Annotated in this window: 7 protein-coding genes; 5 read left to right on the plus strand and 2 right to left on the minus strand. The window is 72.9% G+C overall.

Annotated elements, in window-relative coordinates; all coding sequences use genetic code 11:
- Positions 1-134: 134 nt before the first annotated feature.
- The 4 genes from ACGFZQ_RS13170 to ACGFZQ_RS13185 all read left to right on the plus strand — a co-directional run bounded on the left by ACGFZQ_RS13170 (position 135) and on the right by ACGFZQ_RS13185 (position 8,873).
- Positions 135-1,421: a hypothetical protein gene (locus ACGFZQ_RS13170; protein WP_393840429.1), complete on the plus strand. Its 1,287-nt coding sequence runs from the start codon at positions 135-137 to the stop codon at positions 1,419-1,421.
- 169 nt (positions 1,422-1,590) lie between these two features.
- On the plus strand, positions 1,591-1,989 hold the full coding sequence (locus ACGFZQ_RS13175; RefSeq protein WP_393840430.1) for a YbaB/EbfC family nucleoid-associated protein: 399 nt from the start codon (positions 1,591-1,593) through the stop codon (positions 1,987-1,989).
- A gap of 40 nt (positions 1,990-2,029) precedes the next feature.
- Positions 2,030-6,043, plus strand: a complete 4,014-nt coding sequence (gene eccCb / locus ACGFZQ_RS13180; protein WP_393840431.1) for a type VII secretion protein EccCb — start codon at positions 2,030-2,032, stop codon at positions 6,041-6,043.
- A gap of 97 nt (positions 6,044-6,140) precedes the next feature.
- A complete protein-coding gene (locus tag ACGFZQ_RS13185) occupies positions 6,141-8,873 on the plus strand; it encodes an ATP-binding protein (protein WP_393840432.1) in 2,733 nt (910 codons plus the stop codon).
- Between the two features lie 28 nt (positions 8,874-8,901).
- Here the strand turns inward: ACGFZQ_RS13185 and ACGFZQ_RS13190 are convergent, their stop codons facing one another.
- A complete protein-coding gene (locus ACGFZQ_RS13190) occupies positions 8,902-9,546 on the minus strand; it encodes a sigma-70 family RNA polymerase sigma factor (RefSeq protein ID WP_393840433.1) in 645 nt (214 codons plus the stop codon).
- Positions 9,547-9,750: 204 nt separating this feature from the next.
- Between ACGFZQ_RS13190 and ACGFZQ_RS13195 the strand changes: the two genes are divergently transcribed.
- Positions 9,751-12,714 carry an ATP-binding protein gene (locus ACGFZQ_RS13195; protein WP_393840434.1) on the plus strand — a complete coding sequence of 988 codons (2,964 nt, stop codon included), beginning with the start codon at positions 9,751-9,753 and terminating at the stop codon, positions 12,712-12,714.
- A 52-nt stretch (positions 12,715-12,766) separates the two neighbouring features.
- Here the strand turns inward: ACGFZQ_RS13195 and ACGFZQ_RS13200 are convergent, their stop codons facing one another.
- Positions 12,767-13,849 (minus strand): hypothetical protein, encoded by a 1,083-nt coding sequence (locus tag ACGFZQ_RS13200; RefSeq protein ID WP_393840435.1) that lies wholly within the window; start codon positions 13,847-13,849, stop codon positions 12,767-12,769.
- Between the last annotated feature and the right edge of the window lie 109 nt (positions 13,850-13,958).

A 13,958-nucleotide genomic window follows, 5' to 3' on the forward strand; every position in this document is an offset into this window, starting at 1 on the left:
GCGTTCCTGGCACTCATGCCGTACGAGCATGAGGTCGACGACTCCGTCGAGGAGTCGGGGCGGCTGGACGAGACCGAGGTGAACAACCGGACCGGCACCAGGGCACCCGCCGCTACCGGCAGTACCGCTTCGACGTGGAGTTCCAGTTCCAGGGCCCGCGCGGTGTCCTGCGGGTGCTCGCGCCCGGCGGTCTGTACGGCATGCTCCCGCTGGAGAAGGAGCCGGACGCAGGCGGCCGGTACGCGGTGGCGGACGGCTTGGAGGCCCTGCTGCCCGACGTGTTCGGCGAGCCGGCTCCGGCCACCTCACGGCCGGACGGGCCGGGGGCGGAGCCGACGCCCACGCCCGCCTCGGCCACGGACGCCGGGCGGGCACCCGAGCCGACCCGGGACGCGCCCGCCGCGCCGTCGCAGGAGAGCGGCACGGCAGACCCCAGGTCGGCCGGTGAGCCGGTGATCCACACCGTCCCCGGCGCGGTGGACGAAGTCAGGGCGTCGGTGGACGTCCCGGCCGTGGACCTTGTCGAGGGTCCGATGCCGAATGCCGCTGTGGCGGCGCACGCGGCCGACATCATTCCGCCGCCGCTGCTCTCCCCGGGACGGCACTTCTTCGTCGCGGACGACGGTCGTCCCGCAGCGGTCCTCGCCGAAGGCCTGGTGCCCGCCGGCACCGGCCTGGACCTCGTCGCCTACGCCCAGATGGGGGACCGGGACAGCGCCGGCCACGGCTTCGTGGTCGCCGGTACCTCGCGTGAGGCGGCGGCGCAGCGGCTGGGCGCGGGCCATGTCTGGGAGGTCGACGCACCCGCCGGGATCGACGTCGCCGGAACGCTCGGCGCGTTCGGGATCTCCTACCCGGCGGCCGGAGCACCCGAGGTCGCCTTCGCGGGTGGCATCGCGTCCCGCTACCTCAAGGGCGCCTGGACGATCGTCCCCGGCACGGGCGACGAGGAGAACACCCTCGGCGAGTGGCTGCCCAACCCGCACTACCGGCCCTACGACGACGGATCGGACGTGACGCACGCACCCGCGCTCCCCGCCGGGCCCACACTCCGGCTGCCGATCGAGCCGGTGCTCGACAAGCGGGTGTTCAGGGTGGAGGACGCGGTGTCGGCGGCCGAGCTACGGGATCTGCACGAGTCGCTCGCCGCAGGTGACACGGCGACGGGTGAACAGGCCGCGCCCGCGCTGGGGGCCAGGCTGACCGAGCACATCAGGGTGGAGCTGGCGCGGCAGGCACTGGCGGTCGGTCATGTCGATCTGCATCTGACCATGCAGGACGGCGCCAGTTCCCTGGCGGGCATGGCGCTGGCCCGAGTCGTCGCCAACACCTTGAACCGCCGCGCCATGCTCACCATCGGCACCCTGCACCAGCCGTTCGACATCTGCCCGTCGACCCGTGGCGGTGGCACGGAGACGTGACACGGAGATGCGGGGCCCGGCGAAACGGGAGAGACCCGTTCGGGCCTCGCATCCGTATCTCTCATTGGAGCAACCGTGCCCGAAGCCCGAGCAGCCGGAACAACACCGCTCGGCGCGGTCGCCGCGGTTGGCACGAACCCATTCGGAACCCTCAGAGGAAGACGGCCGGATGCCCGAGTATGAGCAGATCAACTTCTCCGAGCTCGCGAAGCACGCCCGGCGGATGCAGGGCACGGTGGCCGACGCACAGCTCGACCTGCGGAACATCGAGGCCACGGGCCACAGCGCCGACGGCATGGTCACCGCGACCCTCTCGGCCGAGAGCCGGGTCGTGGACCTGCGCATCGACCCGTCGGTGATCGACCCCGACAACCCGGAGCGGCTGGTCCGGCTCCTCGTCGAGGCCATCGACAGCGCCCACGACACCGTCACCGAACAGCGCACCGAGGTCATGTCGGGCATCACGGGCGGCCTGCAGGACATTCTGGCCGGGCTGAACGGCGAGCAGAACGACAAGAAGAGGCCCGCCGTCGCACCGCGCTTCCCTGAGCGCCGTTCCCGGCGGTGACCGCGCCCGTGCAGCAGACCGTGAGTGTCGAGGAGCTCTGATGTCCCGGATCATCTTCCACCGGCCCGCCAGGGTGGTGCCGCCCACGCTGCCCACCGACCCGGTGGTGCTCTCCGCGCCGCCGCAGCCGGTCGGCAAGGACAGCAACGCCAGCTGGCTGATGCTGCTGATGCCGCTGCTGTCCAGCATCAGCATGGCCGCCTATCTGATGTCCGGCGGCCGGCGGATGCTGGTCCTGCTCGGCATCGCGTTCGTCGTGCTGTCCATCGGCGTCACCGTCGGCGTACGGATGCAGATGCGCGGGCAGGCCCGCAAACAGAAGCTGCGGGCCCGCGACCGCTACCTGGACCATCTCGTCGAGGTGCGGCGGGCCGCCCGCCAGGTGGCGGAGAGCCAGCGCACCCTCGCGGCCTGGCAGTTCCCCTCGCCGCGCCGGCTGTGGGCGATCGCGTCCCAGCGCCGCCGCGTGTGGGAACGCCGGGTCACCGACCCCGACTTCCTGAAGGTGTCCGTAGGCGCGGGCAACGCGCCGCTGTCGACGCCCATCCGGATGTCCACCCGCAACGACCCGACAGTGGAGTACGACCCGCGCGCCAAGACGGCGGCCGACCGGCTGGTCGACTCGATGTCCGTGGTCGGCGACCAGCCCGCCGTGCTGGACCTCGCGAAGGCCGGTGTGGTCAGTGTGCTCGGGCCGCCCAAGGTGGCCCGCGAGGCGGTGCGCGCCCTGCTCTGCCAGATCGCCGTACTGCACGCGCCGGACGACGTGGGCATCGCCATCGCGACCGGCGGCGAGGACTGGAACTGGGCCAAGTGGCTGCCGCACACCCATGAACCCGACACCGGCGGGGAAGCCGGCGTGGTGCCCCTGGTCGCCGAGGACTTCGAGGGCATCGCCGACCATCTCCAGCAGACCCTGGAGGCGGCCGCCCAGCAGCCGTCCCGCCGCTTGTCCCTGACCGACCGGGACGGCCCGGACACCCGGCGCCGCCTGGTCGTCGTCCTCGACCGCTACCTGCCCCGGGCGGCCTGGGCCCGTTCGCCGCTCGCCGCCGAACTCCTCGCCGCGGCCGGCCCGCAGAGCGCCCTCACGGTCATCTGCCTGGTGGACCAGGAGAGCGACGAGCCGACCCGCGCCGACATCCGGGTGCGCCTCGACGCACAGGGCATCGTCACCGTGGAGGGCCGCCGCGCCGACACCCGCTCACAGGTCGACATGGCCGTCGCGGCCCGCGCCGAGCTGCCGCTGTGCGAGGCCGTCGCCCGGGCGCTGGCGCCGCTGCGGCTGTCCGCGGAGGGCGAGGAGATCCTCGCCCAGACCATGTCGCTGCCCAGCATGCTCGGCATCGCCGACCTGGAGAGCTTCAACCCCGAGTCGCTGTGGGTCCAGGCGGAGGACGAGGAGGTGCTGCGCATGCCGATCGGTTTCGACAGCGGCGGTCAGCAACTCGTCCTGGACCTGAAGGAGTCCGCGCAGGGCGGCATGGGCCCGCACGGCCTGATCGTCGGCGCCACCGGCTCCGGCAAGAGCGAGCTGCTGCGCACCCTGGTCACCGGTCTGACCATGACCCACTCACCGGAACTCCTCAGCCTGGTCCTGGTCGACTTCAAGGGCGGCGCGACCTTCGCCGGTGTCACCGACCTGCCGCACGTGGCGGGCCTGATCACCAACCTGGTGGACGAGGTCGCCCTGGTCGACCGGGTCAAGGACGCCCTCGTCGGCGAACAGCAGCGGCGGCAGAAGATGCTTCGCGACGCCGGCAACATCGACAACGTGCGCGAGTACCAGCTGCGCCGCGCCGCCGGAGCCACCGGGCCGGACGGCCGCCCGCTGGAGCCCCTGCCGTATCTGCTGGTCATCGTGGATGAGTTCGGCGAACTGCTGGCCACCCGGCCCGACTTCATCGACCTCTTCGTGCAGATCGGCCGGGTCGGCCGTTCCCTGGGCATCCATCTGCTGCTCGCCACCCAGCGCCTGGAGGAGGGGCGGCTGCGCGGCCTGGAGGCCAACCTCTCCTACCGGATCTGCCTGCGCACCTTCTCGGCGGCGGAGTCCCGGGTCGTCATCGGCACCCCGGACGCCTACCGGCTGCCGCCCATCCCCGGCTCCGCCTACCTCAAGGTCGCCGAGACGGTCCTGGAGCGCTTCCGGGTCGCGCATGTCTCCGGGGTCCACCTGTCGGAGGAACAGCGCGCCCTCGCCGCAGGACCGCCGCCCACCGCTCCCGTGCACTTCGCGCTGCGGCTGCCGCCCGATCCCGACGCGGAGCCGGAGGAGGAGCGCGAGCGGGCGCGCCCCATGCTGGAGGGGCCGAGCGAGATGCAGGTGATCGTCGAACGGCTCGGTACGGCGGGCCAGTTGGCCCATCAGGTGTGGCTGCCCCCGCTGCCCGCCGCGCTGGCCCTGGACGACCTCACCGGACCGGTCGTGGTCCATCCGGAGCGCGGTATGTCCGCCGACTGGTGGCAGAACAAAGGCGCACTGCGCACCCCGGTCGGCGTCCTGGACGTACCGCTCCAGCAGCTCCAGCAGCCGCTCGTACCGGACTTCGCCAAGGCCGGGCACCTCGCGGTGGTCGGTGCCCCGCAGAGCGGCAAGAGCACCTTCCTGCGCACCCTGATGCTCTCCACGATGCTCACCCACACGCCCGCCGAGGCGCAGTTCCTCTGCCTGGACTTCGGCGGTGGCTCGCTCCAGCCCTTCGAACGGGCGCCGCACGTCGGCGGGGTGGCCGGCCGGCACGACCCGGCCCGCGCCCGGCGCGCGCTGGCCGAGGTGCGCCAGCTGATCGCCGAACGGGAGCGGCTCTTCCGCCACCTCGGCATCGACTCCGCCGACGAGTTCCGGCGGATGCGCAACACCGACCGGCTGCCCAAGGGCATGCGCTCCGCCGACGTCTTCCTGGTGATCGACAACTGGGGTGCGGTACGCGGCGAGATGGAGGGCATCGACGCGGCCGTCCTGGACATCGCGGGCCGCGGCCTCGGCGTCGCCGTCCATCTGGTGCTGACCGCGGGCCGCTGGGCCGACATCCGGACGGCGCTGCGCGACGCCATCTCGGCACGCCTCGAACTGCGCCTGAACGACCCGGGAGACTCGGAGATCAACCGCCGCGCGGCCCGCGCCTTCGGGCTCTCCGCCCCCGGCCGCGGCATGGCGCCGCCCGGCATCCAGTTCCAGGTCGCGCTGCCCCGGCTCGACGGCAAGGACACCGCCGACGGCCTCGCCGAGGCGCAGGAGGAGGCGATCGGCAAGCTCGCGGCCTCCTGGTCGGGAGCCGTGGCACCGCCGATCCGGATGCTGCCCGAGCGGCTCACCGCCGCCGAACTGGCGAGGCGGATCCCGCAGGAGAACACGGCCCCGGGCGTGCCGATCGGCATCGCCGAGAGCGACCTCGCCCCGGTACACCTCGACCTCACCGACGCCGACCCGCACTTCCTGGTCTTCGGTGACGCCGGCTCCGGCAAGTCCAGCTTCCTGCGCGGCTGGATGAAGGGGCTCGCAGGGCGCCGCACGGCGTTCGAGACCCGGTTCATCGTCGTCGACTACCGGCGCGCCCTGATGGGGGCGGTGGACGAGGAGTACGTCGGGGCCTACATCGGTGATGCCAACGCGGCTCAGGTCTACGTCGAACAGGTCGTCGCCAAGCTCACCGAGCGGCTGCCCCCGCGGGACGTGACCATGGAGCAGCTGCGACGGCGCGACTGGTGGACCGGACCGGAATTCTATGTGGTGGTCGACGACTACGACCTGGTCTCCAACGGCCGTACGTCGCCGCTCACTCCGCTCATGGACTTCCTGCCGCAGGCGCGGGAGATCGGCCTGCACCTGGTGGTTGCCCGCCGGGTCGCCGGCAGCGCCCGTGGTGCGATGTCCGAGCAACTGCTCACGCGGGTGAAGGAGTTGGGCACCGCCGGCCTGGTGCTGTCCGGGGATCCGCGCGAGGGCGTGGTGCTCGGCAGCGAGCGCGCGGCCCAACGCCCGCCCGGTCGTGGCGTCCTCATCGGCCGACAGGCACCCCCGACCCTGATCCAGCTGGCCCTGGAGGCGTGAGAAGACCGGCGAGACGGAGTCCGTGCGCAGGAAGCGGAACGGTAAACGTTCACGTGCGCGGAACCTCCGTCTCGTCGTTGATCGCTACGCTGCCCCCATGGCGGTGCAATCGACGGCGTCCTTCGTCGGCAGGGACGCCGAACTCGCCCTCATGGAAGGGTTGTTGGCCGACGCCGGCGCGGGGCGCGGGCGGGCTCTGCTGATCGAGGGCGAGCCCGGGATCGGCAAGTCCGCGCTCCTGTCGGCCGGCCTCGCCGCCGCCGAGCCGCAGGGCTTGCGGGTGCTGCGCGGACAGTGCGAGGAAGTGACACAGCGGTTCCCGCTCCGGGCGCCCGCGCAGGCGCTCGGAGTGGACGGGCTGGCCGCCTGGCACCAGCGGCCGTCCGCCGAAGACCCGCTGACGACGGCGATCGGGCAACTCGCCGGTCTGGTGGACCGGTTGTGCGCCTCCGGCCCGTTGGTACTGGCGATCGAGGACCTGCATTGGGCGGACGAGACGAGCCTGCTGCTGTGGGAGCGTCTGAGCCGGGCGGCAACCCGCTTGCCCCTGCTGCTGGTGGCGACCCGCCGCCCGGTACCGGTCCGGCCGGAACTCGACCGGCTGCGCCACGAACTGATCGACTCCGGCGGGACGGTCGTCGTACTCGACGGCATCGCGGAGCCCGAGGTGGTGAAGCTGGCGACCGAGCGGCTGGGCAGCGCTCCGGGGCCGCGGCTCTCCCGGCTGCTGGCGTCGACGGCCGGCAACCCCTTGTACATAGGGGAGTTGCTCCGGTCGCAGACGGACAAGGCGGAACGGGTCGCCGACGTCCCACAGGAGACCGTGGGGTGGCTCGCCCGGGTGATCGCGGACCGGCTGGACTTCCTCTCGGCACCCACCCGCGACACGCTGCGCACGGCGGCCGTCCTGGGCCCGGACTTCTCGGTCGCCGAGCTCGCGACGGTGGCGGGGGAATCGCCTGCCGCCCTGGCCGGTGCGGTCGACGAGGCCCTGGCCGCAGGCGTGGTGGAAGCCGACGGCGCAGGACTGCGCTTCCGGCACGGGCTGATACGACGGTCCCTCCACGAGACGATGCCCACCGCCCTACGTGCCGCCCTGTACCAGCACGCCGCGCAGGCGCTGATCGCCGCCGGCGCTCCGGTGCAGCGCGTCGCCGCCCTGGTGGTGCCGGTGCTGGCGGAGGCCGAGGGCTGGGAGGCGGGCTGGATCGCCGAGAACGCGGCCGCCCTGGCGGCGCGTGTCCCCGAGAGCGCGGCGGGGCTGCTGGAGCACGCCCTGGCCCGGCTCGACGGTGCCGATCCGCGCCGCGCCGACGTCGAGGACCGGCTCCTTGCCGTGGCCTTCCGGCTGGGCCTGGACGAGCAGGCGGAGCGGATGGCCCGTGACATCGTCGTCATCGGTACCGACCGGGCCGGGCGGGCCGCGTGGTTCCTCGGCTCGACCCTGTTACGCGCCGGCCGGCGGGAGGAGGCCGTCACGGTCCTGGCCGACGCCGCCGAGCACGCCGTACCGCTGTGGCGGGCCCGCGGCGCGGCGCTGCGGTCGACGGCCCTGGTCGGTCGCGCCGGCAGCGACGAGGCGCGGCAGGCCGCCGAGCGGGCCCGCACGGAGGGGCAGCGGCTCGCCGACCCCCTCACCACGGCCCAGGCCCTGTACACGCGCTCGGTCCTGCGCACCCTCACCCACGACTTCGACGGCGCCCTCGCCACCACGGACGAGATCCTCGCCCTCGCCGACGGGAACGAGGAACTCGTCGACCTGCGGCTCGCGGTGCTGGGCGACCGTTCGGCCGTACTCATGGCGCTCGATCGCTTCACCGAGGCCGAGGCGACGGCGCGCGAGGCCCGCACGTCGGCCGAGCGGTCGGCGAGGCCCCGAGCGGTCGGCGCGCTGCGCACCCGGATCGCCGAACTGCACTATGCGACGGGCCGGTGGGACGACGCCCTCGCGGAACTCGAACCGGTCCCGGGCGTCCCGGACTCGGTACGGCTGCCCGGCGCCGGGCAGGCGTTGCGGGCCCTGATCGCCGGGCAGCGCGACGACTGGGGGGAGGCCTCCCGGCAACTGGCGGCCCTCTGCGACCGCCGGGTCCTGGACGAGCGGGCGGTCGACTCCGCGGGCATCCTGCGGGCATGGGCGCTGGAGGCCGAGCACGCCGCTCGCCCGGAGCGGGTCGTCGAGCTGCTCATGCCGTACCTGGCCCCGGACGGCGGGGAACGGCTGATCGATGCGAACGCTCTCCTGCCCGTCCTGGTCCGGGCCGCGCAGGAGTGCGGCGACCTGGCCTCGCTACGGGCCGTCGCCCGGGTGTGCGCGGCGTCGGCGAAAAGCGGGCAAGGGGTGGAACTGGGCTGGTGCGCCGGGATGCTGGCGGGCGAACCGGCGCCGGTGCTGGCCGCCGCGTCGTACTACCGTGCCTCCGGACGGCGGGCGGCACTGGGCAACACCCTGGAGGACGCGGCCGTCGTACAGGCGGCCGGAGGTGATCTCACGGCGGCCCGTGCCACGCTCGCCGAGGCGCTGGACGTGTACGTGGCGCTGGGCGCGGAGTGGGACGCGCGGCGGGCCACCGCCCGTCTGCGGCCCTACGGTGTCCGCCCGGGGGTGCGGGGCGCTCGGCAGCGGCCGAAGAACGGCTGGCAGGCGCTGACCGGCACCGAGCGGCGGGTCGCCGAACTCGTCGGTCAGGGGCTGACGAACCCCGAGATCGCCGGGCGACTGCTGCTGTCCCGCCGGACGGTGGAGACCCATGTCTCCCACATCCTCACCAAGCTCCGGATCCGCTCCCGCCGCGAGGTCGCCCTGCATGTCCGGCCTGAGGAGACGTGAGCGCGCCCCCGGCGCCTGGTGCCTGGGCTCAGAACCGGGCGTGAGCCGGAGCCGGGCGCTGACCCGGATGACAGCGGACCGGGGCCGACGAGGTGTGTCCGCGTGCCGCCGTACGCGCCCGCGGGGCCGCCCCGTTGCGGTCGCCGAGCGCCTCACGCAGGGCCCGCAGGGCGTTGTGGGTGCGCGACTTCACGGTGCCCTCCGGGACGTTGAGCGCCTCGGCCGCGTGCCGGACCGGCCGGTGCAGGAAGTAGACCTGGGTCAGCACCGCGAGATGGGTCGCGGAGAGCCCGGCCAGCGCGGTGCGCAGCACCTGGCGGTCGAGGACCTGCTCCAGCGGCTCCGCTGCCACCGGTATCGACTCCAGCGGGTCGTCCTCCACCTCGGTGGGACGCGCCGAGCGGGCGCGCAGCATGTCGATCGCCAGCCGTCGCGACACCGTCAGCAACCACGGACGTACCGCCCGCGGATCGTCGGGGAGGATGTCCAGGTTCCGCCACGCCCGGAGCATGGTCTCCTGGACGAGGTCCTCCGCCGCCGCCCGGTCCCCCTGGGTCCAGCCGAGCAGACTGCGCATCAGGGAGTTCTTGTTGACGTCGTAGATCATCCGCATCTTCTGTTCCGCGGACTGCGGTGCGCACGTGCCTGCCTCGGGTGCGAGTGCCGTCGTCATGAGCTGCCCCATCGTTTGCCGACCGATGGGACGAGCCTGCGCCCGTGGGGATACGGAGACATCCGTGAGCCTCACTGAGATCCCGGAGGTACGGGAGAGCGCCGTCTCAGTGAGCGGGGGTGGCCGCTTGGCCGAAAACCCAGTTTCCCCACGCGTAACCCGAAAGGGAGTGTCACCTCATGGAGAGGTTCTAGAGTCATGACCATGCTCGGACAACAACTGCATCCGGTGATCGGGCGGGACACGGAACGAGCCCTTCTGGAACGGCTGGTCACCGACGTCGCCGCGGGCCGCGGCGGAAGCCTGCTCATCGAAGGGGAACCGGGCATCGGCAAGTCGACCTTGCTTGCGCACGCCCTGGCCAAAGCCGATGCCGCTGGCTGCGAGGTGCTGACCGGGCAGTGCGACGAGCTGGGCCGGCGGTTACCGCTCTCGGTCATGACGCGGCTCCTGGAGGTCGAGGCCGGTTCGGCCGATCCCCGCCGTGCTGAGGCCGCGCTCTCCCTGGAGCAGCCGCAGGAGGCGCCGGGCTGGACGATGCGCCTGCTCGCCGGTGACCCGGTGGTGGCCGCGACGGAGCAACTGCTCGTACTGGTCGACCGGTTGTGTGCCTCCGGCCCGCTGGTGCTGGCCGTGGAGGACCTGCAGTGGGCGGACGACGCCAGCCTGCTGATGTGGCGTCGGTTGTGCCGGGCGTCGGTCCAGCTGCCGCTGCTGGTCGTCGGCACCTGCCGGCCGGCGCCGGGCCGGCCGGAGCTGGAGGCGCTGCGCCGCGATCTGCGGTCCCGTGGCGGGCAGTCGGTCTCGCTTGACCAGTTGCCCGAAGCCCAGGTGGCGGAGCTCGCCGGAGCGCTGGCGCGGGGGGTTCCCGGACCGATGCTCACCGAACGGCTGCGGTCCGCGGCGGGCAACCCGCTCTACGTACGCGAACTCCTGGACGCCCTGGCACGCGTCGGCGCGCTGGACTCGGCGGACGGACGCGTGGAGCTGACGGCGACCGGCCGGGACGTGCGGGAACTCAACGCGCTGACGGACGTGATCGCGGACCGGCTGGCCTCGCTCTCGGCCGACGCCCAGGAGGCACTGCGCGCCGCGTCGCTGCTCGGGCCGGAGTTCTCGGTGACGGATCTGGCGGCGGCGGTGGGCAGCGGGGCGGGCTCCCTCCTGAGGGTGGTGGAGGAGGCGCTCGGCGCAGGGGTCCTGGAGTCCGCGGGGTCCCGGCTGCGCTTCCGGCACGGCCTGCTGAAGGAGGTGCTGTACGAAGCCATGCCGACCCCGTTGCGTACGGCGTTCCTCAGGCGCGCTGCGCAGGAGCTGATGGCCTCCGGGGCGCCGGTGGAGCGGGTGGCCGAGCTGATCCTGCCGGTGCTGGGCACGGCCGAGGACTGGGAGTGGGAATGGCTCGCCGGCAACGCCGAGCGGCTCGTCGTCCGGGCCCCCGTCGTCGCCGCGGAACTGCTCGAACACGCCCTGCGGCAGGCGCGCGCGGACGATCCGAGGCTCCCCCTGCTCACCGCGCAACTGGCCGCGCTCTACTTCCGGATGGGCCCCCTGGACCGTGCGGAGGAGCTGGCCAGAACCGTGCTGCGGCAGGCGGCCGACTACGAGTTGATCGGCCGGGTCAGATGGCTGCTCAGCACCATCGGGATGCGGACCGGCCGTTACGGGGAGGTGGTCGAGAACTGGCGCGCCGCCACCGCCGACCCACGGCTCGGGCCCGTGTGGCGCGCCCGGCTGCTGGCCCTGGTGGCACTGGCCCGGCATCTCCTGGGCCAGATCGGCCGGGCCCGGCCGGCGATGGCCGAGGCGCTGGAGGAGGGCAGGAAGCTGGGCGATCCGACCGCCGTCGGATACGCCCTGCTCGCCGCTTCCGTCATTCGCAGCCGGCACGGTGACCAGGCCGGCGCGCTGGCCGTCAACGGCCAGGCGCTGGCGGAGATCGGCAACGATCCGGAACTCGTCGACCTGCGGCTCATCCTGCTGGGCCACCGGGTCATCGAACTGGACGGTGTCGACCGCCTCCAGGAGGCGGAGGAGGCGCTGGTCCAGGCTCGTACGCTCGCGGAACGGGTCGGAGCGACGCGGCTGTCGATGACCCTCGTCCAGAGCGCCGAGAGGTACTACGAGCACGGTCGCTGGGACGACGCGCTGGCGGTACTGGACGAGGTCACCGACCTCCCGCCGCTCTGGCGACTGTCCCGGCAGGGCCTGTTGGCGCTGATCGGCGCCCGCCGCGGTCAGTGGCGGGAGGCGGCCGGTCATCTCGACGCCCCGGGCGGCAGAAAGGTTCCGTCGGGGGGACCCGTGGCCGCCGCCTACCTGCTGATGGCGCGCAGTCTCGTCGCCGAGCACGCGAGCCGGCTCCCCGAGGCCGTGGCTGTACTCGCGGAGCTGCTGACCGATACGTACGCGCACGATGTCGGGAACCACCCGGAATGGCTGCCCGCCCTGGTCCGTCTGGCGCTGGCCGCCGACGACCGGCAGACCGCGAGCGCCGCGGCGCTCGCCGCCCGGCAGGAGGCCGACCGTCAGCCGAAACCGCGGGCACTGGCCGCCGCCGACTGGTGCTCCGGACTGCTCGATCAGGACCCGGCCCGGCTGCGCGTCGCCATCGACTACCACCGCACCGCCGACCGGTCGCCGGATCTGGGCAACGCCCTGGAGGACCTCGCGGCGGTCCAGGCCGAGTCCGGAGACCTCGACGCGGCCCGCGCCTCGTTCGACGAGGCCCTCGCGGTCTGGGCCGAGCTGGGTGCGGACTGGGACGTACGCCGTGCCGCCGCCCGCCTGCGTCCCTTGGGCCTGCGCTCCGGCAGCCGTGGAGCCCACCCGCGTCCGTCCTCCGGCTGGGAGGCGCTGACCGCGACCGAACGGCACGTCGCCGGCCTGGTCGCCCAGGGCCTGTCCAACCCTGACATCGCCGCCCGCCTGCTGCTCTCGCGCCGCACCGTGGAGACCCATGTCTCCCACATCCTCACCAAGCTCCAGGTCCGCTCCCGGCGCGAGGTCGGCGCCGTTGCGGGATCCGGATCCGGGACGCCAGACCAGCGCGGTTCGTCGACCGCCACAGCGGCGACTGCGGATACGAGCCGTCCCCGGTCCTCCTCCGGCGGCGGAACCCACCGGCCCGGTTCGGGAACACCACCCCGTGCGGCAGAGCGCGAGTGACTTGCGAGGGTGGCGGCCAGGCCGTCGCAGAACACGCGGCCGGGGCTCCGCCTCAGCCGCGGACATCGAGGAACCTGAGGGCCCGTTCGGTGAACGGGGTGACCAACTCCGGCGCCAGGCGTCCCACGGAGTAGTGGGCGTACGGGGTGTCGGTGAACGACGGGGGAGTGCCAGGGGCTTGTCCGTCGGTGCCGAATGTGCCCACGGGGTGGTCGGCCCAGGCGACGTTGACGTGCACCGGGTGCGGGCCGGGGATGATGTGCGGCACCTGGCCGACGTACCCGGACTGGATGCAGGGCCGCATGTTCATCGCGTTGGCCTCGCCGTACACCAGCGCGTCGGCGCCGTGCCTGCCGAGGAAGAGGGCATTCGCCAGCAGCATGAGGATTCTGGCCGCGCCCAGCCGAATGGACGGACCCGCGTACCGCCCGTCGAGCATGGTGTACGTCCCCTCCCAGCCCCAGGGCCACTCGGCGATCATGAAATAGCAGAGCTGGGCCCCGTTCGGTGCCCGCAGGGCGAAGAGGTAGTGGCCGTGGGTCGAGTAGCCGGTCCCCCGGAGCATCAGGTCGGCGGTCGGCGCGTCGTAGTAGAAGAGGTGGGAGATCAGCCGTGTGAAGGTCCGGGCGTCGACGCGCTCGGAACCCCAGTCACCGCGGGGGTCGTTGCAGACGACACGCAGGCCGGCGTGGGCGGCCTTGTCCAGCAGCGTCTCCGTCTCGGCCCGGAACCGTCCGGTGAAAGCCCGCTGGTAGCCGTCCAGCCGGTGCATTCGCCGGAGAGTCTCGTCCTGCGTCGCCTGGTCCGGCACGCGTTCGGATCTGTTGCGTGACACCCACAGGTACGCCGGCCCGCTCCCGGCGGCCGGGGCGGTTATGGTGGTGACCTCGACGGGCGTGGTGAAGCCCAGCCGCCGGCCGATCTCCGCGGCCGGGAGCGGATCCGCCACGAGGCCCCGGACGGACCACCGGCTTCCTTTGCTGTTCCGCATGTGGGCGTCGAGGAACCGGCACCTTTCGAGGTAGTCGTCACTGTTGGTCCGCGTGTTGAAGAATATTCGGCTTCGCCCGATCCCGTCTGTCGGTCTGAAGGTGAACTCCTCATCCACGGCCGCGCTTTCGATGGTTTCCGTCATAGTGCGTGTTCTTCCTCTCTGAGGTGCTCAGGAGGCGTGCGGGCCGGATGGGGTCTCGGCGCGGGTGCCGCCCGAAGCCGAAGGAGAGCCGAACCGGCGCCACTCGCCG

Origin of the sequence: Streptomyces sp. NPDC048254, from assembly GCF_043201895.1 — a bacterium.
GTDB lineage: Bacteria > Actinomycetota > Actinomycetes > Streptomycetales > Streptomycetaceae > Streptomyces.

Coding starts and splice junctions, on each gene's coding strand:
- ACGFZQ_RS13175 (WP_393840430.1), top strand. CDS start 1,591: ATGCCCGAGTATGAGCAGATCAACTTCTCCGAGCTCGCGAAGCACGCC.
- eccCb (WP_393840431.1), top strand. CDS start 2,030: ATGTCCCGGATCATCTTCCACCGGCCCGCCAGGGTGGTGCCGCCCACG.
- ACGFZQ_RS13185 (WP_393840432.1), top strand. CDS start 6,141: ATGGCGGTGCAATCGACGGCGTCCTTCGTCGGCAGGGACGCCGAACTC.
- ACGFZQ_RS13190 (WP_393840433.1), bottom strand. CDS start 9,546: ATGACGACGGCACTCGCACCCGAGGCAGGCACGTGCGCACCGCAGTCC.
- ACGFZQ_RS13195 (WP_393840434.1), top strand. CDS start 9,751: ATGCTCGGACAACAACTGCATCCGGTGATCGGGCGGGACACGGAACGA.
- ACGFZQ_RS13200 (WP_393840435.1), bottom strand. CDS start 13,849: ATGACGGAAACCATCGAAAGCGCGGCCGTGGATGAGGAGTTCACCTTC.